Raw genomic sequence first — 22,809 nt, forward strand, 5'->3', positions numbered from 1 at the left:
CGAATGGCTGATTAGCAGCCCTTAAAACAAAAAATGGGGCAACCATAGCAGCGCCCCACTTTATAAAAAAATAGAATTTTAACCAACGCGATAATTAGGAGCTTCTTTAGTGATACTCACATCATGCACGTGGCTTTCATTCATACCTGCGTTAGTGATACGCACAAACTGTGGTTTGGTACGCATCTCTTCAATATCCTTACTACCGGTATAACCCATAGAAGCACGAACACCACCCATCAACTGATGAACCACACCTACCATCGGCCCTTTACAGGCAACACGTCCTTCAATACCTTCCGGCACCAGCTTTTCAGCACCTTCTGAGGCATCCTGAAAATAACGATCTGATGAACCCGTGCTTTGTGCCATTGCACCAATAGAACCCATACCACGGTATGACTTATAAGCACGCCCCTGGAACAGCTCTACCTCTCCGGGTGCTTCATCGGTGCCCGCCAGCATAGAACCCACCATCACCGCCGATGCACCTGCCGCAATCGCTTTAGCTATATCACCCGAGAAACGGATACCACCATCAGCAATCAATGGAATACCACGGTCTTTTAATGCTTCAGCCACATTAGCCACCGCGGTAATTTGCGGAACACCTATGCCAGAAACGATGCGCGTCGTACAGATAGACCCGGGGCCAATACCCACCTTAACAGCATCAGCACCGGCATCTGCCAGCGCGATGGCAGCAGCGGCTGTGGCTATATTACCGCCGATTACCTGCACCTGAGGGAAGTTCTGCTTTACCCAGGCTACCCGATCAATCACTCCTTTAGAGTGACCATGTGCAGTATCGACGACGATGACATCGACACCGGCTTCTGCCAATGCCGTGACACGATCCGGTGTTTCTGCGCCGGTTCCCACTGCAGCACCGACAAGTAAACGCTGTTTACTGTCTTTCGCGGCAAGCGGAAAAGCTTCGGCTTTATACATATCTTTAACTGTCATCATACCTTTCAGTTTGAAGGCATCATCAACCACCAGAATTTTCTCGATACGGTGCTTACGCAATAAGTTACGTACGGTATCTTTATCAGCACCTTCTTTTACTGTCACCAGACGATCTTTTGTCGTCATGATAGAAGCGACGGTTGCGTCCAGATAGTTTTCAAAGCGCATATCGCGGCTGGTGACTATGCCTACCAACTCACCATCATCAACCACGGGGAAACCAGAGAAGCCTAGCTGCGCAGCCATACGACGTATTTCACCCACTGTCATATCGGATGAACAAATAATAGGGTCACTGACAACACCCGCTTCGTATTTTTTAACTTTACGAACTTCGGAGGCCTGTTCTGCAATGGTGAGGTTCTTATGGATGATGCCGATACCGCCTTCTTGCGCCATAGCAATGGCAAGACGAGACTCGGTGACTGTATCCATCGCCGCAGACACCAAGGGTATATTCAGAGAGATCCCTTTGGTGATCTGAGTAGCCAGAGAAACGTCCTTCGGCAGAACTTCTGAATAACCTGGCAGCAGTAAAACATCATCAAAAGTCAGTGCTTCTTCAACGATTCGCAACATTGTCTAAACAACCTGTTTTTTAGAGAAAATGTAAACGAGAAATTATACAGATTTACCGCTACCCGGACAATCATATTTACATTTCAACGCATGAAATGCGTTTGCATAATGACTAATCCACAAAGCATCGATTAATATAACGCTATGCACTCATTTTCAGATCGCCATCATCACGCATTTACCGTTTCGGAGCTTAACCGTCAGGTTAAATCGCTGCTGGAATCCTCTTTTATGCAAGTCAGGGTACAGGGAGAGATCTCAAATTTTGCACGCCCGTCATCCGGGCACTGGTATTTCACCCTCAAGGACGGTAAAGCGCAGGTCAGATGTGCACTTTTTCGCAATAAAAACCTTCGTGTGCGCTTTGCACCCAAAGATGGTGATCAGGTTATTCTCACCGCAAAAGTAAGCCTCTATGAAGGACGAGGGGAGTTCCAGCTTATCGGCGAGATGCTGGAAGCCGACGGCGAGGGCCAGTTACAACAAGCATTTGAAGCACTCAAAGCCGCACTTGCCAAAGAAGGTTTGTTTGCAGCAGCACACAAAAAACCGATCCCTGCTCATCCTAAACATCTGGGTGTTATTACATCACCTAGCGGCGCCGCCATTCACGATATTCTTTCTGTGCTGAAACGCCGCTTTCCCAGCTTACCGGTAACGCTCTACCCTTCTGCTGTTCAAGGCGCAGAGGCCCCCGCGCAATTAATCGCGGCGCTTAAGCTCGCCCAACAACACCAACAAGCAGATCTGATCATTATTGGTCGCGGCGGCGGCTCACTGGAAGACCTATGGCCTTTTAATGATGAGGACCTGGCGCGAACTTTGTTCTCTTATCCCATTCCGGTTATCAGTGCGGTCGGCCATGAGGTAGACTTCTCAATTGCCGATTTAGTCGCGGATCTAAGAGCCCCCACGCCTTCTGCAGCGGCTGAATTGATCAGCCCGGACCAGGACGCACTGCGTATACTACTGGACCGACAAGCCAACCGACTCAGCCGGCAGTTAGCCTATATTCTCACGCAAAAGCGCAACAGTGTTCAGCACCTGCGCCAGCGTCTCCGCCACCCGGGAGAGCGGATCAGAGAGCAAAAATCACGACTGAATAATGCACAGCAGCGCCTACAAGCCGCCATCAACAAAAAATTGACCGATGCCAGGCATCATCATTCTTTATGGACGCAGCAACTCTCCCAACAGCAGCCTGGTCGCAAGATTGAACAAATGCGATTGCAGCTTGTCAGGAATGAAGAGCGTCTGATACAACAACTACACAAGCAGCGCGATCAAAAGCACTTTACGCTGCGCCAGCTTATTACGCGCCTGAACGCTATCAGCCCGTTAGCAACACTGGAGCGCGGTTACGCGATTATTCAGGATAGTGACGCTAAGGTAGTGACGAACACGCAACAGATTAAAACAGGGGATATGTTGATTAACCGACTGCACCAAGGCTCATTCACCAGCCGCGTCGATAAAATTTATCCGGATACATTACTAAACACACACTCAAGTACGGATTTAAAGACGGATTCCGACACTTAACAGCATCATTCAGGAATAAACATGATTAGATCTTTTCTGCTCCTCATCAGCATACTGGCCTCTGTGAATGCCTACTCGCTGACATTACCCAAACCTTCCGCCACACCGGGCGGTATCGTAATAATGCCGCTAGAAGGCATTGATGCCGAACGCTTACCTAATGCCTGGTACAGAAGTAATCGCGTCATGGTGGTTCCCAGTACTGATACTCCTTATGCCAATCAGGCGAAATGGCTGGCCGTGATCGGTATTCCTCTGTCTGCCAAGCACACCGATAAGCAGCTTCTGGTCGCCAATGGCATCTCTTTTCCGTTCTACATCAAGGACAAAGAATACGAAGCCCAATACCTGACCATCAAAAATAAAAAACACGTTAATCCAGACCCGGAGCAAGTGGCACGCTGGAGACGGGAAAAAGCAGAAATGACGGCCGCCTTCAAACAATGGACAACCCCGGCAACAACCGTCACAGAATTTACTCTTCCGGCAAAAGGGCCTTTTAGCAGTCCTTTTGGGTTAAAAAGGTTCTTTAACAAGCAGCCACGCAATCCGCATAGCGGGCTGGATATCGCGGCTCCGATGGGCGATCCGATCTGGGCCCCTGCCCCGGGCACGGTTGCTGCTATGGGTGAATATTTTTTCAATGGCAACACCGTTATTCTCGACCACGGAAATGGCCTGACCAGCATGTACTGCCATATGAGCAAGATCGACGTAAAACTGGGTGACACGCTTAATCCCGGCGATCTGATCGGCAAGATTGGCAAAACAGGACGCGTTACAGGCCCGCACCTTCATTGGAGCGTCAGCCTGAACAATACCCGTGTTGATCCTCTTTTGTTTGTGGCCGAGAAAAGCCAATAATAATATGTTAATCTTCACCTTCATTTTTATGGGTAGAAAAACGAATGTCTGAACTGAAATTTGATACATTAGAACAACATGCAAGCTACGGCGTCGGCCGCCAAATGGGCGACCAACTGGCCCAGAATGGCTTTGAAGGAATCGATCTGGATGTGGTTGCGGCGGGTCTGAAAGACTCTTATACCGGCAAGGAACTAGCGGTTCCTGTTGAAGCGATCCAAACAGCTTTTAACGAAATCAACAAACGCATTCAAGCCGCTCGAGAAATAGCTGCGAAAGAAGCCGGCGCTGCTGGTGAAGCTCTGTTAGCTGAAAATGCCAAACGTGAAGGCGTTTTCGTGCTTGAGTCAGGCCTTCAATACGAAATCACTGAAGCAGGTGACGCTGACAGTGCTAAACCAACAGCAGAATCGACGGTTCGTGTGCACTATCACGGCACCTTTCCTGATGGTAAGGTTTTTGATAGCTCGTATGATCGCGGTCAGCCAGCAGAGTTTCCGGTCGGTGGCGTTATTGCCGGTTGGACTGAAGCACTGCAGCTAATGAATACCGGTGCAAAGTGGCGTTTAACCGTCCCTTACCACCTTGCTTATGGCGAACAGGGCTCTCCAGGCGGTATCCCACCGTTCGCAACATTGGTGTTTGATGTAGAGCTGCTGGATATTCTCTAAGCAGTCATGCAAACCGGACAGTATTACTGCCCGGTTTACTGTTTTTACCTGTTTTTTTAGCTTTGTGCTTTTGACCTCCTTGTCTCACCTTTTCTCTCGGCTCTTTTTTACAGCTCTTTTTTTCAACTCTTTTTTTCAGCGAGGCTTTCTGATGAAACTTCATTACCAACTCCACGGTAGCGGTACACCACTGGTTATTCTACATGGCCTGTTTGGTACGCTGGAAAACTGGGGCAGCCAGATAAAGGCACTCTCTGAGCACTTTCAGGTCGTTGCCGTTGATTTAAGAAACCATGGCCGCAGCCCACATGCAGAGCGAACCGACTATGAGGTAATGGCAGAAGATGTCATCTCTCTTCTTGACGATTTAGGATTAGATTGCGTTAATCTGATGGGCCACTCTATGGGCGGCAAGGTCGCCATGCAACTGGCACTCAATCATCCAGAGCGACTGAAGAAGCTGATCGTCGTTGATATCTCTCCGGTGATCTATCCGCATCATCATCAGGATGTTTTAACGGGATTATTTTCTATCGATCTTGAACAGATTAAATCGCGCACGCAGGCCGACCAACAACTCAGCACCTACATTGAAGAGCCTGGCGTCAGAGCTTTTTTGTTGAAAAACCTCTACAAAGATGACAATAAGCAATTTCAGTGGCGCATGAACCTTGCGACCCTTAGCCAGGAATACAAACACATTAGCGCTGCACCCAGCGGCTCACCCTTTAGCGGTAAAACGCTATTTATCAAAGGAGCTAATTCGGATTACATTCAGGCAGAGCATCGTAATGCTATTCTGGCACTCTTTCCTCAAGCCACTTATAAAGTCATTCAGGATGCGGGCCATTGGCCACATGCTGAAAAACCGGCCATTTTCACTCAGCTGGTTATTAAATTTTTAGCGGACTAATTCAGGATTTTTTTCAGCTTAGTGGAAATAAGTGAAGCGAACGGATTCTTCACGCATTTTTGTCGATGATGGAGCCTTCTGGAAAAAGTTTTTCAAATACCCCTGTCTCTACCAAACGAAGATTAATATCGTGCAGCGTTTTGTTAATATCATTAAGACGGTTATTAAAGTCTTGCAGTGATGCTGCAGTAGCCTGCGACGACGCTGCTATTTCTGCACTAGTTTCGGCAGTGCTTTCGGCATTATTGCTGGCGACCGATTTTTCATCTTTGGATTCCTCGTCTGTCTGATCTTGTTTCGATGGTTTTTCAACGCTTACTTCTGATTCTTTTTCGCTTTTGCGGGCTTGATCAACAATATTAGCAGGGGCTGCTTCATCGATTTTCTTTTCACCCTCCAGATCACCCTCAAGTGGATTTTCAAGTTTCGCAATTTCTGCACTGGCATCAACGGCCATCGCACGTGCCTGAGCGGCGACCCGCTTATCCTGAACTGAAGGTTCAGGAACAGAAAGCGCGGCACGAATAATTACCTGAGCTTTTTCCAGCGTCGCTCTGGGATCACCGGATACAGCAGAAGTATCAATACGCACTTCACCCTCTACCGCATACAGCTGCCCATCCGGTCCTTTTTGATAACTAAATTGCGGTGCCGAAGCAAAAGCACCACCGATAGAGGCATGAATTCGCTCATGAGTTTTAACTTCACGATCCCGCTGAGCGAGCTCTTTAGAGATTTGCGCATCATTTTCCAGACGTTGCTTATCAGAAGACTGATGAGTGGTCGCTTCTGTAGCAGATACGCTTGTGGGGTCAGTGATGATTTGCTGGGTTTCAGCTCCGGATGAAGAGAGCGATGAAGAGTGAGATGAAGTATTGGATGAAGACAGCGTTGAAGCAGGATGGGACTGATTGTTATCTGGCGCAATAGCCTTCGCCGCTGATGCAGTGTCTGCTAAAGACGTTCTAAGCATAATGCTAGAGTAATTGCTGTTAATCACTCTGATATCCTTTTCTATTGACTACAAATAGCGCCAGAATAGCCGCTGAACATCAGGCGCGCGTGTCGATATTTGTGCCTAACACCTCGCCCGCATCGGTGACAACTTTTGTCGTTGGCGCCTGCGTTGTCGTATCCAGTGTTGTCTCTGTTACTGCCGTACTGAAAGACTTACCCGATGCAAGCTCAGGAGACTCGGGCTTACCACTACCCAGTTGATCACCTGAGGATTTAAGGGTGTTATCCAAGGTGCGGTTTACACCAATAACACCTGTCTGCAAAGTCCCTGTAATGTTCATAATGCTGACCTGCCTTATCCATTTAAAGTCTAAGTTAAAGACACATGATAACCAAGTGCACTTTTCGTTTTAGGTCTCAATATACTTTTAGTACACTTTCAATATTTTAAGTATAGAACACCACTCACAATCTGGCTGTTTTTTATACAAATCAGGTCAGCAGCTCACTGATATCTAAGTATTCAGCCACCGCCGCCGGGGTAATTTCAGCAAGATAAGGCACCTCGCCTAACAAAGGGGCACGCAACATCGTCTCAAGCGTGGCGACATTCTCTGCATAACACTGCATATCCGGATCTATACGATTGGCCACCCAACCCGCAACGCGCAACCCGTCTCTAACAATAGCTTCGACGGTTAACAAAGCATGATTGATACACCCCAGTTTCATTCCTACCACAAGAATAACCGGCGTACCAAGTAATTTAGCGACATCAGCAAACGTCTCTTTACGACTGAAGGGTACTCGCCAGCCCCCCGCCCCTTCTATCAGCAAAAAGTCATGCGGGTTCATCATCGAACCACGACATAATGCGGCTATTCTGTCGGCCGATAAACGCTTACCCGTTTGCTCAGCGGCAATATGCGGCGCAATAGCCGCTTCAAAAGTGATAGGGTTTACTTCGCTGTAACTCAACTTAACACTGGCTGTTTTCTGCAATAACAACGCATCACTATTCTGCAGTCCCCCCTCAGAAGGCTCGCAGCCGGCAGCAACCGGCTTTAAACCAATGCTACGCAGCCCTTGTTGATTAGCTTTTTCCAGCAGTGCAGCGCTAATCACTGTCTTACCTACATCGGTATCGGTGCCCGCTACAAAAAAATGTCGTTTTGCCATTAACGCTTCCTTAAAATCAGATAATAAACCTCATAGCTTGCCGGCAGCAGCCCCTGCGTATTGCGAAAAGACTCATAAGCTTTTCTGAACGCTTTTACCCGCGCAGGACCTGTCAGTCCTTTAGCCTGGCCCGCATTCATATTATGCGCGCCAATACCTTTCAACTCGTGCGTCAGCTCCTTAAGCTGCGGGTAGTGCAATACTTGCATTTCACACTCTGTATCAATAATTTGCAGATCATCAGGCAGCGCACTTATCAACTCCCGCATCGACTGAAACTGATTCACATGCCTATAGCTGTCCACATGCGACCACGCCCCTCTCAACTCACATAAGGTCTGAGGCCCCAGCGTCGCTAAACAGGCGGTTCCACCCGCGTGGAGTACACGCGATATTTCTGAAAAAAGAGCAGGACTATTTTCACACCACTGAATCGCCAGACTGGAAAAAACCAATGAGTAGCTTGCACTTTTTAGTGGTAAGTTTTCAGCATCTCCGCACACCCATGACACCTGCCGATCCAGTGGACGATCCAATAGACGATGGCTGCGGGCATAAGCCAGCATACCGGAAGCGATGTCCAGACCGGTTAATAACGCATCAGGGTAATGAGTGTTTAATGCCGTTGTAAAATATCCGGTACCACACCCCAAATCCAGAATAGAGCCTAGCTCAGCCTCTTGCAGGTGAGGGGTAAGCTTTTCTAACAACTGATGACCGATATCGCGCTGTAATCCAGCCACGCTGTCATAGGTAGCAGCGGCTTTACTAAACGATTCGGCAACCCGCTGTTTATTAATTAACTCACCCATTTTTGTTCTGTGTCTGCATGAAGGTTTGAGTGAAGGCTTGTAGTGTCTGCAAAAAAGCCTCTGGAGATGACAAAAACGGCAAATGCCCTGCGCCTTTAAAGCAGACAACCTGATGCTGAGGATTCATCGCGCTCACAGCAGATAAAGTACTGACAGGCACTAACCCATCAACCTCACCATAGATATGCAATACAGGACAGCTCAACTGAGAAAGCGCGGCTCTGAGGTCATTGTCCAACAACGCCAACGTGGACATTAAGTGTGACGGCTTACTTGAATCCAATACTGTTTTAACCTGCTTTAAAATGGCCTTTGCTGCCTCCCCCCCCTGAATCTGCAACATGGCAAAGCGTGCCAGCGTTTTATCCGGAGAGGCGGCAAGTGCGGCTTTAAATTGGCGATAAACAGCTGCATCCATCGCGCTGCTCCAGCCTTCCTTTTGTACAAAGCAGGGATTGGACGCTACGCTAATTAACCCGGTGACTTTTTCCGGAAACAATGCTGCAACCTGTATTGCCAACATGCCGCCCAACGACCAACCCAGCCAGCAGGCGGGTTGCTCAACCACAGCCGCTACCTGAAGCGCCATCGATTCCAGTGTTATATCATCACTGCCCTGTGAACGACCAAGCCCGGGCAGATCAATCACCGTCACATAGAAGGATTGTGTCAACGCTGGCAACAGCGAGCTCCAGATAGCAGAGCTCATCCCCCAGCCATGTAGCAGGACTAATGCGGGTTTCTCTGGCGAACCAAAAGATTCATGATATATGCCTTTCATAAAGCTCTCATATACTTGTCATAAGCCCTGATAAACTGCTCATTTCACCTGGCCCAATGCATCCAGCAATCGATCCACCTGCGCTTCAGTATGACTTGCGCTCAGCGTTACCCGTAAGCGGGCACTGCCGCTGGGTACGGTTGGCGGGCGAATAGCCGTAATAAACATGCCCTTTTCACGCAATGCAGCACTCATCGACATAGCCTTATCTGAATCGCCGATCATGATGGGTTGTATTGGCGTGGGAGAATCCATCAAATCAAGCCCCAACTGCTCACAGCCACGGCGAAAACGCTCGATCAAAGACTGTAACTGCTCGCGTCGCCACTGCTCAGCTTGGACCAACTTAAGACTCGCCCGCGTTGCTGCAGCCACAGCCGGCGGCATGCTCGTCGTATAAATATAGGTTCGGGCATGCTGAATCAGGGTTTCAATCAAGACCTCACTACCCGCGACAAAAGCTCCCGAGGTGCCAAAGGCTTTACCTAAGGTGCCCATCAGGACCGGCACTTGCTGCTCTGAAAGATTAAAATGTTCTGCACAGCCCGCTCCCGTTTTACCTAAACAGCCGATACCATGAGCATCATCTACCATCACCCAGGCATTATGCTGATGAGCCACCTCACAGATAGCAGGGAGGTCGGCTATATCACCGTCCATACTGAACACGCCATCGGTAACCACCAGAGCGCGGCGCGCCTGTGTTTTACCCAGCCGCTGAGCCAGGCTGGCCGTATCGTTATGCAGGTAACGCTGAAAACGCGCGCCACTGAGTAAACCCGCATCCAATAACGAGGCATGATTAAGGCGATCTTCAAATACCGCATCCTGCTTATCCAGCAAGGCATTAACCGTCCCCAGATTCGCCATATATCCATTAGAAAAGAGTATCGCGCGGGGACGCCCGGTAAATTCTGCTAACTCCTCTTCTAAGGCATGATGATGAACACTATGACCGTTGACTAAATGCGAGGCTCCGCCACCCACGCCATACTCGTCTGCGGCTTGCTTAAAAGCGCTGATAATAGCGGGATGATTCGCCAGGCCCAGATAGTCATTTGAACAAAACGCCAGATACGCTTTACCATCAACGACTACTTCCGGTTGCTGCGGACTTTGTAAGACCTTACGTTCGCGGTAGAGGGATGCCGCTTTGCGCGCATCAAGCTCAGCCGCTAATTGATCAAATGACATCGGTTTTCACCTGAGAAAAACGGAATTGGGTAGCCGCCTGGCAAACGCAGCAAACTAAGTGCTTGCTGCCTTTACTCATAACAGGGGCTAGCATTAGGAGCTAGCACCACAAACAAGCATCACGCTTCGTAGAAGTGTTCACTGTCATGTTGTTTTTGCAGATCTTTAATGATCGCCGCTTCCTGTACATCATCATCAACAGAGATGCGTTGCTCAGGGTTAATACCCAAACGCTTAAAGAGCTGTAGGTCGCGGTTAGTTTCAGGATTAGGTGTGGTCAGCAAGCAGTCCCCATAAAAGATCGAGTTAGCTCCGGCAAAGAAAGTCATCGCTTGCATCTCATCACTCATGCTCTCGCGGCCCGCCGATAAGCGTACATGTGACGCTGGCATCATAATACGAGCGACAGCAATGGTCCGAATAAATACTAAATGATCAAGATCATCGACATTTTCCAGCGGCGTCCCTTTGACTTTCACCAGCATATTAATCGGCACACTTTCTGGTTGCACCGACATATTGGCTAGCTGACGTAACAAACCGATACGATCAGTCGCTGTTTCTCCCATACCTAAAATACCACCACTGCAAATTTTCATTCCTGAGTCGCGCACATTCTGCAATGTATCCAATCGATCCTGATAAGAACGTGTCGTAATAATCTTGTCGTAAAATTCAGGTGAGGTATCCAGATTATGGTTATAGTAATCCAAGCCCGCATCCGCTAGTTGGTCTGCTTTTCCCTCATCCAACATACCCAAGGTCATGCAGGTCTCTAAACCTAACGCTTTGACCTGTTTCACCATATCAACCACATAAGGCATATCTTTATCAGCCGGGTGCTTCCAGGCAGCCCCCATACAGAAACGGGTTGATCCAGACGCTTTTGCCTGACGCGCTTTCTCAAGCACTTTTTCTACTTTCATTAAGCGCTCTTTTTCAAGCCCCGTATTATAGTGACCACTTTGTGGACAATATTTACAGTCCTCAGGGCATGCGCCGGTTTTAATAGACAGTAAGGTGCTGACCTGTACTTCATTGGGATTAAAGTATTGGCGGTGAACGGTTTGCGCTTGAAACATAAGATCGTTAAATGGAAGCTCAAAAAGGGCTCGCACCTCTTCTACAGTCCAATCGTTACGAACAGGTGCTTTAGTCGTCATTTTTTACTTTCCTCTTTTGAATCTGACATTCAACATAGATATGCTTAAAGACTAGCAATAATAAATCGACAGAAGGATCTGTCAACCTATGACCAGCTTATTTAAAAACATATGTACAAATATTAACCATAAATGTGCATTATGCAGCAAAAGTACCTCATCGAAAGCATTTCTCTGTCCTGAGTGCCTGGAAGACCTCCCCTGGTTAAGATCAGCGTGTCATATATGTGCGCTTCCTCTTAGCGTAACGGATACGATGCATATCTGCGGCCAATGCCTTAAATCACCGCCCCCCTTTGACAGTACACAGGCGGTTTTTTTATACCGCTTCCCTGTCAGTGCCATCATTCCAAAAATCAAACATCAGGCAGGATTACATCACACTGCCTGGCTCGCAGACTGTTTATTGAAACGTTTATTACACAGACCTCAGGCATGGCCTGATGCCATTATTCCGGTGCCCATACACCCTTTACGCTTAATCGGCAGAGGATTTAACCAATCAACACTTATCGCCCGGTATCTGAGCCAGCATTTGCAAATACCGTTATTGCTTAATCAACTGACAAAAAACAAACACACAAAATCCCAATCAAGCTTAACCGCTAAACAGAGACGCACCAATTTACAACACGCCTTTAGCTACCATGGCCCCCTCATCCGACATATCGCACTGGTTGATGATGTGGTAACCACAGGCACAACGGTTAAAGAAATCTGCTCCACGTTACGTAATGCAGGTATTGTACGGATCGATATATGGGTGATCGCACGCACGCCCTCACCGGACTAGCGCGACTTTATTTTTGCTATTATGATTAATCAATTAGCTGCACTTGTTTGAGCTACACTGTCATAAGCTTGATTCACATGACTAAGGAGTCCGTCATTGGATATTGCGATTGCAGGCAGTCTTGCCGGTGGTATCGGGCTGTTTTTATTAGGCATGCATTTAATGACACAAGGTTTACGTCAAGCAGCCGGAAAGTCTTTAAAACGTGCGCTCCATGCTGCCACCGAAAGCCGCCTCAGAGGATTGCTTTCAGGCACACTGATCACCGCTGTTGTTCAATCTTCCAGCGCTGTGACCGTTGCCACTATTGGCTTTGTCAATGCAGGTTTATTAACCATCCCCCAGTCCGTCGCCGTTATTTATGGTTGTAACATCGGCACCACCATGACCAGTTGGCTGGTCGCTCTGGTAGGTTTTAAAATTAAAATCAGCGCTTTTGCATTACCCCTGATCGCTCTTGGAATGCTGATGAACCTTGCGGCCCCAAAAGAGACCGTACGTCAAATAGGCTTTGCACTGGCAGGGTTTGGTGTCTTTTTTATTGGTCTGGACTTCCTTAAAGAAAGCTTTGAAGATCTGGAGAAGAACGTTGACCTGACCATCATTAGCGCGCTGCCGTTTAGTTTATTATTGTTTTTAGTCGCGGGCTTCGTACTGACATTTTTGATGCAGGCTTCTGCGGCCTCAATGGCCATCACCTTGTCATTAGCCGCGACCGGATCAATCAACATAACTGATGCGGCCGCGCTTGTCATAGGCGCAAACCTGGGTACAACCAGCACTGCAATGCTCGCCGTTATCGGGGCCACACCAAATGCCAAAAGGATTGCGGCAGCGCATGTTATTTTCAATCTCATTACCGGTGCAGTCGGGTTTATTCTCTTAATAGTATTCACTTCAGAGGTCAATCACCTGAGTGAAGGTCCCCTTACGACTGTGACGCTACTCGCTTTATTCCATACGTTATTCAACTTATTAGGCGTCTGCATTATGTGGCCATTAACCGATTTTATGGTTAACCAGCTAATGAAGCGCTTTCTTTCTCAGGAAGAGAATATCGGCAAGCCACAATATCTGGATAAAAACATTCTCGCCACACCCTACCTTGCTGTAGAAGCCTTGAGCATGGAGCTGGGAAGAGTCAGCCGACTGTGTAACTCAATGGCACTAGCCGCTGTCAGCGAGGAGGGCCCCAACCCACCGCAACTCGAAAAAGATCTGATCAGCGTTATGGCTCTGGTAGCTGCTGTTGGACAGTTCAACCAACAAATAGCACAGCAAAACCTTAATCCTGATATCACCGATATATTACCCTCTTCATTACGCGTAGCCCGCTATCTGAATGAGGTCGCACGCTTATCAACACGACTGGTTGATTATCACGAGTCACTAGAAAATATTTCAGATACCGGTATTAAGCAAAATGTCTTTCACTTTAAAAAAGATATCAGTGAACTACTACATGAATGCCGTATTGAAAAAGAGAGTGACTCAGACAGCGAACCGGCGAGAAAGATATTACGCAAACTCGAACATAATTATCAGTCATTGAAGTCCGATATACTCAATGCAGCCACTTCGGGCCGGCTCGACGCCGCCGAGAGCGTCACCTTACTGGATGCTATCAGCCATTTACGCCGCCTGGCAGAACAGGCCGAAAAATCCTCTTCATACTGGAGCAGCATGCTTCCTATTCGTGCTCGTGGAGCTTCTGCTGCAATCAAAACAAAAACACAGGTATAATTTATTGCCTGCTGCCCTTTATTTCATACTACCCCTTATTTAAGGCTAGTTGCCTTATGGAAAATAGATGATCACTGACCCGTGGTTTTACGTTGTCGCTGTACCCGCAGTGCTTATTACCGCTATATCCAAAGGAGGGTTTGGCGGAGGTCTGGGACTGCTCGGCGTTCCTATTATGGCGCTGGTCATAGCGCCTCAGCAGGCAGCAGCGATCCTGCTACCGATCCTATGTCTGATGGATCTTGTCGGTTTATGGAAGTTTCGCGGCAAAAGCCATCTGCACAGCCTGCAGTCGCTCCTTCCCGCCGCTTGTATTGGCATCATCATTGGCGCACTGACATTCAAGTTTTTCAGCGCGGATCACATTCGTATCATTGTCGGCTTGATTGCGGTTATTTTTTCACTCAACTTTTGGCTCCAACCCAGCGACCGGGTGCCGAAAAAACCGAGTCGCCTACGTGGCAGTTTCTGGGGTACTATTGCCGGGTTTACCAGCTTTGGCGTGCACGCTGGGGGGGCTCCCCTTAACGCTTACCTTTTACCGCTGAAACTGGTCAAATCTGAGTACGTAGGCACCAGTATAATTTTCTTCAGCACCATCAATTTCATAAAACTCGTCCCTTACACTTTATTGGGACAGTTCACTTTTGAAACGCTAACAACGGCAGCAACGCTGGCAATCCTCGCGCCCATTGGCGTTTTAATCGGCGTGCGTCTTCATCATAAAATAAGCGACAAATGGTTTTATCAATTATGTTATTCATTCCTGTTTGTCATGGGAGTTAAACTCTTATTTGATGCTTTTTATTAAAAAACCAGGTTAATCGCTCTCAAAAAAGCTATGTTAATCACTATCAGGAAACGGTAAAAAATCCCTATGAATTTCGAACCTATCGGACATATTCATTCAGGCTTTAAAGAAAAGTTCGGTATTCCCAGACAGCCAGGGCTGGCTAAATCGATGCAGGCAAGGATTGAATTATTGCCCGAGTATTCCTCAGCAGAGATCGTAAGAGGGTTGCAAGGCTGCTCGCATATCTGGCTAATCTTTGTCTTTAGTGCTTGTGTTGATCAAGGCTGGAAACCGACCGTCAGGCCACCCAGGCTCGGAGGCAATCAGCGAGTCGGCGTGCTGGCTACCCGCTCGCCTTTCAGACCCAACCCTATCGGGCTTTCGGCGGTAAAACTGGATGAGGTACGCTGCACAAATGGAGCGGTACAACTGATCGTCAGTGGAGCCGACCTGCTGGACCAAACACCGATACTTGATATTAAGCCTTATTTACCCTATTCAGACCGTATAGCAGAGGCACAGTTTTCATTGGCAGAAAGCTATAAAGAGCTAGAAATTCCGGTCATTTTTAGCGAACAGGCAAGTCTACAGTGCAAGCAGATTGAGCATACAAGCGCGCTCCCGATTATCGAACAGATTACTGAAATACTCCGCTGCGACCCCCGACCTGCCTACCAACGATCGGCAGAACGTGAATATGGCATCAAACTACATGCGTATAATATTCGCTGGTCTATCACTGACAATGAAGCCATCTACGTTCATAGAGTGGAATAAAAACGCTCTCAAGCTTACATCTATCTGCGCTAATAACTCAAATTAACGTAGCGAAACAACATAAAAAATATTATTATATTAGAATCCTCTAAATTAACATCCGGAAAGCATATGTCTGATATATCCACACCAAACAAGACAGCCGACTCTCGCCTACAACACTTTTCTGTGGCTTTTTTTGCCATGGTGATGGGCACACTGGGCCTAACACTCGCCTGGCAAAAATCAGCCCATATGTTGGCGCTACCGTCTATCGTTTCTCATGTACTGCTGATCGCATCGGCTATAATATTTGCCATCATCGTCATCGTCTACTTGCTAAAAACCGTTCGCCATGCGCCTGCCGTGATGGCTGAATTCAACCATCCGATTAAGATGAGTTTCTTTCCGGCTTTCTCCATCGGCATTATTCTGATGAGTATCGCCACGCTGGAAGTGTCCACTGAGCTATCCCGCTTTCTCTGGGTTCTTGGAAGCACACTGCAATTAGTATTCACTCTGAATGTACTCACCCGCTGGATTCACCATCAGGGATTCCAGATCGCCCACATCACCCCGGCATGGTTTATTCCGGTTGTCGGAAATATCCTGGTGCCTGTTTCCGGTGTTGAGCATGGCTTTTATGAAGTTTCCTGGTTTTTCTTCAGCATTGGCATTATCTACTGGGTCATCCTAAAGACATTGATTTTTAACCGTATTATTTTTCATGAGCCACTGCCAGAAAAACTACTGCCCACCTTATTTATTTTGATTGCGCCACCTGCCGTAGGTTTTATCGCTTATATGAAACTCAACCATGATGTTTTAGACAGTTTCGGGCGTATTCTTTACTACACAGCAGCTTTTCTCGTGATCTTGCTGATGACACAGTTCAGCCGCTTTTTTCGTATCCGATTTTTCATATCATGGTGGGCCTACTCATTCCCGCTTGCTGCCTTCACTATTGCCACGCAGATTATGCTTGAACGAACAGGCGCTCCCGGCTTTGCAACGATCAGTTACCTGATGCTTGGAATTGTCTCACTGGTGGTAGCCCTGCTGCTCTATCAAACGGCTAAGGCAATTTTCAACGGTAATCTGTTTATACCAGACTAGAAGCGAGCTTCCTGATGGCTTGCACTCCTCTGTGTATCGGGCTCTAATAGAGCCCGATTTTCTACAGCAGAGAGCCTCAGAATGACAACCATCAGCGCCGAACAGATCCGCTACGATCGCGATCATATCTGGCACCCTTACTCTTCAATGATCAATCCACCACCGGTATACCCTATCGTATCAGCACAGGGCGTTTATTTGAAAATGTCCGGCGGGCAGGAACTCATTGATGGCATGGCATCCTGGTGGTCGACTATCCATGGTTACAATCATCCGGCATTAAACGCGACCGCCCATGCACAGATAGACAAGATGTCACATGTGATGTTCGGCGGGATAACCCACGAACCCGCGATTGAGCTGGCACGAAAACTGGTCGACCTGACCCCGGCAACACTGGATAAAGTGTTTATTGCAGATTCAGGCTCGGTCGCCGTTGAAGTGGCCATTAAAATGGCCATTCAATACTGGCACGCCTTGGATAAGCCAGAAAAACACAAGCTGGTAACCATCAGAAACGGTTACCACGGCGATACCTTTGGTGCCATGTCGGTATGTGATCCTATCAATGGCATGCATGAAATATTTACGGCTGTTTTACCCAAGCATCATTTTGCGGACAGACCTGAAATCGGTTTTCACCAGGCATGGGAAAGCTCGGATATCGCATCACTGAAAAGCATTATCGAACAACACCACCAAGAACTGGCCGCACTGATACTTGAACCGATCGTTCAGGGTGCCGGTGGTATGCGCTTTTACTCACCGCATTACTTAAAAGCCGCACGCGCGTTATGCGATGAATACGATCTGCTACTGATAGCTGACGAAATAGCCACCGGCTTTGCCAGAACAGGCGAGATGTTCGCCTGTCAGCATGCCGGTATCACCCCTGACATTATCTGTCTTGGCAAAGCGATAACCGGCGGCTATATGTCTTTAGCCGCCACATTAACCAGCACAAAGATTGCTGAAAGCATTTCTGCCGGGGGTGCCGGCTGCTTCATGCACGGCCCGACCTTTATGGGCAACCCTCTGGCCTGTGCTATCGCTAATACCAGCTTGCAGCTACTCAACGATTCGCAGTGGAAGCCCAATATGCAGCGCATAGAAACGGCGTTAAAGTCTGGTTTAGAGCCTGCAGCTGCATTTAACGGGGTCGCAGAAGTACGCTGCCTCGGGGGGATCGGTGTTATCGAATTGGAGCAAGCCGTGGACTCAGCGCGTATTCAGAAAATGTTTGTTAAAGCGGGTATCTGGGTGCGTCCGTTTGGTAAGCTTGTCTATATCATGCCTCCCTATATCATGGATAACGAAACGCTGGATCGCCTGACGTCCGGTATCATTGAGGTACTGCATCGCTACTTAAAATCCTGAGACCTTAAGCAGGCTTAACCGCACGACTGTTACTCTAAAGGTTTGGTCGCAACGCCTTCCAGCACAGTTCCGACCAGTGCCGGAAGGTCTGCATGCCGGTAGGTTTGCAGGCCTTCAACATTAAACCCTGCCTGCTGAATTAACTGCAATGAATCACGCTGAAGGTGACAACCACACGCCACCGGTTTCCACAGCGGGTTCAGCATCTGCTGAAAAGCATACGTGACGGCATTTTGACTTTTGACATGCTCAAATACCACCAGATTACCGCCGGGCTTTAAAACCCGATAAATTTCTGACAAGGCACGCTGCGGATCAGGAACAGAACATAACACCAGACAACAGAGCACTGCATCCAGGCTGGATGAAGCCAGCGGCAAGTCGTGGCCATCGCCCTGAACCAAATACAATCGGCCCGCCTGCTTAGCCTCTAATGCAGAACGTTGCCGGGCAGCCATACGAAGCAATGCAGCTTCAGGCTCCAACGCCACCAGCATACGTATCTGCTCTGAATAGAACGAGAAATTAGCACCCGTACCTGCACCCAACTCAAGCACATCACCACAAAGATAGGGAAGTATGCGTTGGCGGTCCGCATCAAGCTTACTTGAGACCTTATTTAGTAAATAAGGAAAAATATGCTGACGATAGAGGTTCATCCTGTCTCCCCCTCTGATAAAATGTTATGCATTCTATTATCTAAATAGGGACTTGTATGGCACGCATTAAAATTGATATGCCGGATAATTATACCTTCACAACTGAGCTTCCCGTCAGAATTAGTGACATCAATTATGGCGGACATTTGGGCAACGATGCCGTCCTTTCCATGATTCATGAAGCCAGAATCCGTTTTTTAAATTATTACCACTATACGGAACTGGATGTCGAAGGAGCCGGTATCATTATGACAGATTCTGCTATTGTCTACCGTGCCGAGGGGTTTCATGGAGATCAGATCCAGATCGATGTCGCCGTAGGCGATTTCAACAAATACGGTTGCGACATCTATTACATGCTATCCAACAAAAAGACAGCAGAGGATATTGCTCACGCCAAGACGGGCATTGTATTTTTTGATTATAAATCCCGTAAAGTGGTCGCTGTCCCTGAGGGCTTTAAAGCCTGCATGGAAAAAGACACTAAGCAATAATAAATACAAAATCAGGACACACTACTAATTACAGTTCGACTGCTGAATTACTGTAATTAATAGAGTGTCCTGATTTAACAGATATAGCTGATGGTTTAAACCTGCCTGAGTGACGTAACCTACTCATCAAAATCGGCATAACTTACTCATCAAAATCGATATAGCTTATTCATCAAAATCGGCGTAGCTTCCTCGTGCCAGATTTTCAAAGCGCGTGTACTTGCCAATAAAGGCCAGCTTCATTGAACCAATAGGCCCGTTTCGCTGCTTACCGATAATAATCTCAGCAATACCTTTATCAGCAGAGTCTTCGTTGTAAACCTCATCACGATAGATAAACATGATAACGTCGGCATCCTGCTCAATCGCTCCAGATTCACGTAAGTCAGAGTTAACCGGGCGTTTATTCGGTCGATTTTCCAAACTACGGTTCAACTGAGAGAGCGCAATTACCGGGCACTTCATCTCTTTTGCCAAGGCTTTTAAAGAGCGTGATATTTCTGAAATTTCTTCGGTACGACTCGAGGCTTTACCGGTTTTTATCTGCATTAGCTGCAGGTAATCGACCATGATCATACCCAGCTCGCCATGCTCACGCACAATACGCCGCGCCCGGGTGCGCATCTCATTAGGACTAATACCCGAAGTATCATCAATAAAAAGCGGTTTATCGCGCAACATATTCACGGCTGTTGTTAACTTCGGCCAATCTTCCTCATCCAACTGCCCGGAACGCACCTTGGTTTGATCAATGCGGCCAATGGATGAAAGCATACGTGAAATCAACTGATCTGCGGGCATCTCCAAACTGAAAACCAATACCGGCTTTTCTTCAGCCATCAAGGCATTTTCTACCAGATTCATCGCGAAAGTGGTTTTACCCATGGAGGGGCGCGCGGCGACAATGATTAAATCAGACGGCTGCATACCCGCCGTTCTATCATCCAGATCATCAAAACCTGTGGTAACCCCGGTGAGCTGGTCGCTGTTGTTGAACAAAAAATCGATACGATCAACAGCACGTTTTAAGAGAGGGTTAACCGGCTCTGGTCCGCCCTGATTCGGGCGATTTTCAGCAATCTGAAAAATTCTCTGTTCTGCGTCGTTAAGAATCTCTTCTGAACCACGCCCTTCCGGACTAAATGCGTTTTCAGCAATTTCATGTGCAACGCTAATCATCTGCCGCAGCAGCGCCCTATCCCGCACAATCTCGGCATAGGCTTTAATATTTGATGCACTGGGCGTATTACGTGCGAGCTTTACCAGATAATCAAGCCCACCGGCTTTATCGAGATCACCGGTACGATCCAACTCTTCAGACAGGGTCACCACGTCGACAGGTTGCTGGTTGTTGACCAGCTTCTGCATGACCCGATATATCAGGCGGTGATCATGGCGATAAAAGTGTTCTTCAGTAACGACCTCGGATGCCGTATCCCAGGCGTTATTGTCCAGCATAAGACCACCGAGTACGGATTGCTCAGCTTCTATGGAGTGAGGAGCTACTTTAACATTCGCTACCTCTTCATCATGTAAGTCAGCAAATTCCATCGATATTCTTACCCCTGAAAATAAAAAAACACCGCGTAGTATTCTACGCAGTGCTTTTCATGACTTGAATGTTTTTCTACGAATTAATTCGCAGCAACAACACTCACAGTAGCGGTAGCGTTAACTTCCGGATGCAAGTGCAGAACGACTTCAAATTCACCAACATGACGCAACGCGCCTTCTGGCAAACGAACTTCGCTCTTATCAACTGCCTGACCAGCAGCTGTTAGTGCATCAGCAATATCGCGAGTACCGATAGAACCAAACAACTTACCTTCGTCGCCTGCTTTTGAAGCAATAGTCACAGCAAAGCCAGACAAAGCTTCAGCGCGTACGTTAGCAGCACCTAGTTTTTCAGCCGCTATTTTTTCAAGACCAGCACGACGTTCTTCAAATTTTGCAACATTATCAGCTGTTGCAGGTACCGCTTTACCTTGTGGAAACAGGTAGTTACGGCCAAAACCAGATTTAACAGACACTTTATCGCCTAGTTCACCCAGCTTACCCATTTTTTCGAGCAGGATAACTTCCATCTCGTAAACCTCATTTGTTCTGCAGCTTTCTGACTGCAGTACTAAATCCAAGCTGACTGATCACTTATCTATTGATTAAGTATTCAGCCAGCCCCGTAATCACTTAAGCGCTATCTTTCTCATACAATAAGACAGAGAAATGATAACTATGACTTACTGATGGCTATCAGAGTAAGGCAGTAGTGCAAGAAAACGAGCACGCTTGATAGCAGTAGCCAGCTGACGCTGGTAACGAGCTTTAGTACCAGTGATACGGCTTGGTACGATTTTGCCAGTTTCACTAACATAGCCTTTCAGGATTTCAAGATCTTTATAATCGATCTCTTTAACACCTTCAGCGGTAAAACGGCAAAATTTGCGACGACGAAAAAAACGAGCCATCTTAATATCTCCTAATTCTTAAATTATTCAGCAGCAGGTGCTTCTGCAGCAGCTGTATCAGCAACAGGGGCAGCAGGTGCTTCAGCAACAGGGGCAGCAGCAGGTTTTTCTTCCTGACGCGGCTCTTCAGTACGACGAGGCTTACGCTCTTCACGTGCTTCAGATGCTTTGATTGGAGATATCTCTGTGACCGCTTCTTTACGACGGATCATCATGTTACGCAACACTGCATCGTTGTAACGAAACATGTTTTCCAGTTCATCCAGAGTTTCCTGGTTGCACTCGATGTTCATCAAAATGTAGTGTGCTTTGTGAGCATTGTTGATTGGGTAAGCCAGTTGACGACGACCCCAATCTTCCATGCGATGGATTTTACCGTCAGCACCTTCGATAACGCCGGTGTAACGCTCAACCATTGCTGGAACCTGTTCGCTCTGGTTCGGATGAACCATGAATACGATTTCGTAATGACGCATTGTAGCTCCTTACGGTTTGAAGCCCTCGGACATATCGCCATTTAAAGAATTTCAAATGCTGCCGAAAGCAAGGAGGTTAAAGTATTTACTCAAAGAGCGCGAAATTATACGTATTACTGGCCACATATGCAATACAGACAAATCCTTTTCAACAGTAAAACAGGCTTGTGCTATATTAAATGCAGTACGGATAATTAAACCCTGTTTTATGGAGCGCGCTATGATCCGCTTACGATCCCTGCTGATAACAGCGACACTACTAACACTCTCCTCTGCGGCCGGTGCAGACTATGTGTATAAGTGCCAGAGCGCTGAAGGCAGAAAAGTTTTTAGCGGTTTCCCTTGTGGTCCGAATGCCGTCAAAGAGGAATACAGAAACCTCGCACCCGCCAGAAAGGTAAAAGAAAACCTTCCCCCCCGCCAGGGAGCGCTACTCAACAAAACGCTGGCCGACAAAAAAATGAATCCTTCTAGTGAGACTGAAACCCGCCAGAAAGACTGAGTACGCCTTTG

At 47.6% G+C, this 22,809-nt stretch carries 26 protein-coding genes; 12 read left to right on the plus strand and 14 right to left on the minus strand.

The genetic code is table 11. The features are described 5' to 3' along the window. Positions 1–78: 78 nt before the first annotated feature. The gene (gene guaB, locus BM099_RS03060) at positions 79–1,548 is read right to left on the minus strand and encodes an IMP dehydrogenase (protein ID WP_090724297.1); all 1,470 of its coding nucleotides are present in this window, start codon (positions 1,546–1,548) and stop codon (positions 79–81) included. A gap of 144 nt (positions 1,549–1,692) precedes the next feature. On the opposite strand from guaB, the gene xseA reads away from it, so the two are divergent. Genes xseA through bamJ form a run of 3 tightly spaced genes read left to right on the plus strand, consistent with a single transcriptional unit; the run spans position 1,693 to position 4,625 of the window. After that, the gene (xseA, locus tag BM099_RS03065) at positions 1,693–3,090 is read left to right on the plus strand and encodes an exodeoxyribonuclease VII large subunit (protein WP_090724300.1); all 1,398 of its coding nucleotides are present in this window, start codon (positions 1,693–1,695) and stop codon (positions 3,088–3,090) included. Positions 3,091–3,111: 21 nt separating this feature from the next. After that, on the plus strand, positions 3,112–3,954 hold the full coding sequence (locus BM099_RS03070; RefSeq protein WP_090724302.1) for a M23 family metallopeptidase: 843 nt from the start codon (positions 3,112–3,114) through the stop codon (positions 3,952–3,954). Between the two features lie 44 nt (positions 3,955–3,998). Beyond that, positions 3,999–4,625, plus strand: a complete 627-nt coding sequence (bamJ, locus tag BM099_RS03075; protein WP_090724304.1) for a BamJ family beta-barrel-assembly machinery protein — start codon at positions 3,999–4,001, stop codon at positions 4,623–4,625. Positions 4,626–4,629: 4 nt separating this feature from the next. Here the strand turns inward: bamJ and BM099_RS20370 are convergent, their stop codons facing one another. Then, complete coding sequence (locus BM099_RS20370; protein ID WP_177201068.1) at positions 4,630–4,788, minus strand: hypothetical protein; 159 nt, start codon at positions 4,786–4,788, stop codon at positions 4,630–4,632. On the opposite strand from BM099_RS20370, the gene BM099_RS03080 reads away from it, so the two are divergent. Continuing rightward, positions 4,777–5,538: an alpha/beta fold hydrolase gene (locus tag BM099_RS03080; RefSeq protein WP_090724307.1), complete on the plus strand. Its 762-nt coding sequence runs from the start codon at positions 4,777–4,779 to the stop codon at positions 5,536–5,538. The genes BM099_RS20370 and BM099_RS03080 overlap by 12 nt on opposite strands. A gap of 49 nt (positions 5,539–5,587) precedes the next feature. Here BM099_RS03080 and BM099_RS03085 read toward each other — a convergent pair whose 3' ends face one another. The 7 genes from BM099_RS03085 to bioB all read right to left on the minus strand — a co-directional run bounded on the left by BM099_RS03085 (position 5,588) and on the right by bioB (position 11,624). Next, positions 5,588–6,538, minus strand: a complete 951-nt coding sequence (locus BM099_RS03085) for a putative metalloprotease CJM1_0395 family protein (protein ID WP_090724310.1) — start codon at positions 6,536–6,538, stop codon at positions 5,588–5,590. Positions 6,539–6,590: 52 nt separating this feature from the next. Continuing rightward, complete coding sequence (locus BM099_RS03090; RefSeq protein ID WP_090724312.1) at positions 6,591–6,836, minus strand: hypothetical protein; 246 nt, start codon at positions 6,834–6,836, stop codon at positions 6,591–6,593. Between the two features lie 151 nt (positions 6,837–6,987). Beyond that, a complete protein-coding gene (gene bioD, locus BM099_RS03095) occupies positions 6,988–7,674 on the minus strand; it encodes a dethiobiotin synthase (RefSeq protein ID WP_090724314.1) in 687 nt (228 codons plus the stop codon). Next, on the minus strand, positions 7,674–8,486 hold the full coding sequence (bioC, locus tag BM099_RS03100; RefSeq protein ID WP_090724317.1) for a malonyl-ACP O-methyltransferase BioC: 813 nt from the start codon (positions 8,484–8,486) through the stop codon (positions 7,674–7,676). The genes bioD and bioC overlap by 1 nt, the downstream gene beginning before the upstream one ends. Then, the gene (bioH, locus tag BM099_RS03105; protein ID WP_090724320.1) at positions 8,479–9,267 is read right to left on the minus strand and encodes a pimeloyl-ACP methyl ester esterase BioH; all 789 of its coding nucleotides are present in this window, start codon (positions 9,265–9,267) and stop codon (positions 8,479–8,481) included. Before bioH ends, bioC begins: the two co-directional genes overlap by 8 nt. Before the next feature lie 39 nt (positions 9,268–9,306). After that, positions 9,307–10,461 (minus strand): 8-amino-7-oxononanoate synthase, encoded by a 1,155-nt coding sequence (gene bioF, locus BM099_RS03110; RefSeq protein WP_090724322.1) that lies wholly within the window; start codon positions 10,459–10,461, stop codon positions 9,307–9,309. A 119-nt stretch (positions 10,462–10,580) separates the two neighbouring features. Continuing rightward, positions 10,581–11,624, minus strand: a complete 1,044-nt coding sequence (gene bioB / locus BM099_RS03115) for a biotin synthase BioB (RefSeq protein ID WP_090724325.1) — start codon at positions 11,622–11,624, stop codon at positions 10,581–10,583. A gap of 88 nt (positions 11,625–11,712) precedes the next feature. Here bioB and BM099_RS03120 point away from each other — a divergent pair, with 88 nt between their 5' ends. The 6 genes from BM099_RS03120 to bioA all read left to right on the plus strand — a co-directional run bounded on the left by BM099_RS03120 (position 11,713) and on the right by bioA (position 18,202). Beyond that, positions 11,713–12,417: a ComFC family protein gene (locus tag BM099_RS03120; RefSeq protein ID WP_143083716.1), complete on the plus strand. Its 705-nt coding sequence runs from the start codon at positions 11,713–11,715 to the stop codon at positions 12,415–12,417. Positions 12,418–12,513: 96 nt separating this feature from the next. After that, positions 12,514–14,160, plus strand: a complete 1,647-nt coding sequence (locus tag BM099_RS03125) for a Na/Pi cotransporter family protein (RefSeq protein ID WP_177201069.1) — start codon at positions 12,514–12,516, stop codon at positions 14,158–14,160. 67 nt (positions 14,161–14,227) lie between these two features. Next, positions 14,228–14,971 (plus strand): sulfite exporter TauE/SafE family protein, encoded by a 744-nt coding sequence (locus BM099_RS03130; RefSeq protein ID WP_090724331.1) that lies wholly within the window; start codon positions 14,228–14,230, stop codon positions 14,969–14,971. A gap of 66 nt (positions 14,972–15,037) precedes the next feature. Then, a complete protein-coding gene (gene tsaA / locus BM099_RS03135) occupies positions 15,038–15,730 on the plus strand; it encodes a tRNA (N6-threonylcarbamoyladenosine(37)-N6)-methyltransferase TrmO (protein WP_090724334.1) in 693 nt (230 codons plus the stop codon). A 111-nt stretch (positions 15,731–15,841) separates the two neighbouring features. Beyond that, the gene (locus tag BM099_RS03140) at positions 15,842–16,825 is read left to right on the plus strand and encodes an SLAC1 anion channel family protein (protein WP_090724336.1); all 984 of its coding nucleotides are present in this window, start codon (positions 15,842–15,844) and stop codon (positions 16,823–16,825) included. Positions 16,826–16,906: 81 nt separating this feature from the next. After that, the gene (bioA, locus tag BM099_RS03145) at positions 16,907–18,202 is read left to right on the plus strand and encodes an adenosylmethionine--8-amino-7-oxononanoate transaminase (protein WP_090724338.1); all 1,296 of its coding nucleotides are present in this window, start codon (positions 16,907–16,909) and stop codon (positions 18,200–18,202) included. A gap of 29 nt (positions 18,203–18,231) precedes the next feature. Here bioA and BM099_RS03150 read toward each other — a convergent pair whose 3' ends face one another. Beyond that, on the minus strand, positions 18,232–18,861 hold the full coding sequence (locus BM099_RS03150) for a class I SAM-dependent methyltransferase (RefSeq protein ID WP_090724341.1): 630 nt from the start codon (positions 18,859–18,861) through the stop codon (positions 18,232–18,234). A 56-nt stretch (positions 18,862–18,917) separates the two neighbouring features. On the opposite strand from BM099_RS03150, the gene BM099_RS03155 reads away from it, so the two are divergent. Continuing rightward, positions 18,918–19,355, plus strand: coding sequence for an acyl-CoA thioesterase (locus BM099_RS03155; protein WP_090724343.1), 438 nt, complete (start codon positions 18,918–18,920; stop codon positions 19,353–19,355). Between the two features lie 165 nt (positions 19,356–19,520). Here the strand turns inward: BM099_RS03155 and dnaB are convergent, their stop codons facing one another. The 4 genes from dnaB to rpsF form a co-directional block, all read right to left on the minus strand. Further along, positions 19,521–20,906 (minus strand): replicative DNA helicase, encoded by a 1,386-nt coding sequence (dnaB, locus tag BM099_RS03160; RefSeq protein ID WP_090724346.1) that lies wholly within the window; start codon positions 20,904–20,906, stop codon positions 19,521–19,523. 83 nt (positions 20,907–20,989) lie between these two features. Beyond that, positions 20,990–21,439, minus strand: coding sequence for a 50S ribosomal protein L9 (rplI, locus tag BM099_RS03165; RefSeq protein WP_090724348.1), 450 nt, complete (start codon positions 21,437–21,439; stop codon positions 20,990–20,992). Positions 21,440–21,592: 153 nt separating this feature from the next. Next, entirely contained in the window at positions 21,593–21,820 is a 228-nt protein-coding gene (rpsR, locus tag BM099_RS03170; RefSeq protein ID WP_090724353.1) for a 30S ribosomal protein S18, read from the minus strand. A gap of 23 nt (positions 21,821–21,843) precedes the next feature. Beyond that, positions 21,844–22,296, minus strand: a complete 453-nt coding sequence (gene rpsF / locus BM099_RS03175) for a 30S ribosomal protein S6 (protein WP_090724356.1) — start codon at positions 22,294–22,296, stop codon at positions 21,844–21,846. Positions 22,297–22,516: 220 nt separating this feature from the next. Here rpsF and BM099_RS20375 point away from each other — a divergent pair, with 220 nt between their 5' ends. Continuing rightward, positions 22,517–22,798, plus strand: a complete 282-nt coding sequence (locus BM099_RS20375) for a DUF4124 domain-containing protein (RefSeq protein WP_177201070.1) — start codon at positions 22,517–22,519, stop codon at positions 22,796–22,798. Positions 22,799–22,809: the final 11 nt, after the last annotated feature.

Origin of the sequence: Neptunomonas qingdaonensis (assembly GCF_900113275.1) — a bacterium.
Lineage (GTDB): Bacteria > Pseudomonadota > Gammaproteobacteria > Pseudomonadales > Balneatricaceae > Neptunomonas > Neptunomonas qingdaonensis.

Excerpts from the sequence above, each read along its gene's own strand:
- dnaB (WP_090724346.1), bottom strand. The coding sequence starts at position 20,906 with ATGGAATTTGCTGACTTACATGATGAAGAGGTAGCGAATGTTAAAGTA.
- bamJ (WP_090724304.1), top strand. The coding sequence starts at position 3,999 with ATGTCTGAACTGAAATTTGATACATTAGAACAACATGCAAGCTACGGC.
- bioC (WP_090724317.1), bottom strand. The coding sequence starts at position 8,486 with ATGGGTGAGTTAATTAATAAACAGCGGGTTGCCGAATCGTTTAGTAAA.
- BM099_RS03070 (WP_090724302.1), top strand. The coding sequence starts at position 3,112 with ATGATTAGATCTTTTCTGCTCCTCATCAGCATACTGGCCTCTGTGAAT.
- rpsF (WP_090724356.1), bottom strand. The coding sequence starts at position 22,296 with ATGCGTCATTACGAAATCGTATTCATGGTTCATCCGAACCAGAGCGAA.
- BM099_RS20370 (WP_177201068.1), bottom strand. The coding sequence starts at position 4,788 with ATGAAGTTTCATCAGAAAGCCTCGCTGAAAAAAAGAGTTGAAAAAAAG.
- rpsR (WP_090724353.1), bottom strand. The coding sequence starts at position 21,820 with ATGGCTCGTTTTTTTCGTCGTCGCAAATTTTGCCGTTTTACCGCTGAA.
- tsaA (WP_090724334.1), top strand. The coding sequence starts at position 15,038 with ATGAATTTCGAACCTATCGGACATATTCATTCAGGCTTTAAAGAAAAG.
- BM099_RS03090 (WP_090724312.1), bottom strand. The coding sequence starts at position 6,836 with ATGAACATTACAGGGACTTTGCAGACAGGTGTTATTGGTGTAAACCGC.
- BM099_RS03080 (WP_090724307.1), top strand. The coding sequence starts at position 4,777 with ATGAAACTTCATTACCAACTCCACGGTAGCGGTACACCACTGGTTATT.
- xseA (WP_090724300.1), top strand. The coding sequence starts at position 1,693 with ATGCACTCATTTTCAGATCGCCATCATCACGCATTTACCGTTTCGGAG.
- rplI (WP_090724348.1), bottom strand. The coding sequence starts at position 21,439 with ATGGAAGTTATCCTGCTCGAAAAAATGGGTAAGCTGGGTGAACTAGGC.
- BM099_RS03155 (WP_090724343.1), top strand. The coding sequence starts at position 18,918 with ATGGCACGCATTAAAATTGATATGCCGGATAATTATACCTTCACAACT.
- bioF (WP_090724322.1), bottom strand. The coding sequence starts at position 10,461 with ATGTCATTTGATCAATTAGCGGCTGAGCTTGATGCGCGCAAAGCGGCA.
- bioA (WP_090724338.1), top strand. The coding sequence starts at position 16,907 with ATGACAACCATCAGCGCCGAACAGATCCGCTACGATCGCGATCATATC.
- BM099_RS20375 (WP_177201070.1), top strand. The coding sequence starts at position 22,517 with ATGATCCGCTTACGATCCCTGCTGATAACAGCGACACTACTAACACTC.
- guaB (WP_090724297.1), bottom strand. The coding sequence starts at position 1,548 with ATGTTGCGAATCGTTGAAGAAGCACTGACTTTTGATGATGTTTTACTG.
- BM099_RS03130 (WP_090724331.1), top strand. The coding sequence starts at position 14,228 with ATGATCACTGACCCGTGGTTTTACGTTGTCGCTGTACCCGCAGTGCTT.
- bioH (WP_090724320.1), bottom strand. The coding sequence starts at position 9,267 with ATGAAAGGCATATATCATGAATCTTTTGGTTCGCCAGAGAAACCCGCA.
- BM099_RS03140 (WP_090724336.1), top strand. The coding sequence starts at position 15,842 with ATGTCTGATATATCCACACCAAACAAGACAGCCGACTCTCGCCTACAA.
- BM099_RS03150 (WP_090724341.1), bottom strand. The coding sequence starts at position 18,861 with ATGAACCTCTATCGTCAGCATATTTTTCCTTATTTACTAAATAAGGTC.
- bioB (WP_090724325.1), bottom strand. The coding sequence starts at position 11,624 with ATGACGACTAAAGCACCTGTTCGTAACGATTGGACTGTAGAAGAGGTG.
- bioD (WP_090724314.1), bottom strand. The coding sequence starts at position 7,674 with ATGGCAAAACGACATTTTTTTGTAGCGGGCACCGATACCGATGTAGGT.
- BM099_RS03120 (WP_143083716.1), top strand. The coding sequence starts at position 11,713 with ATGACCAGCTTATTTAAAAACATATGTACAAATATTAACCATAAATGT.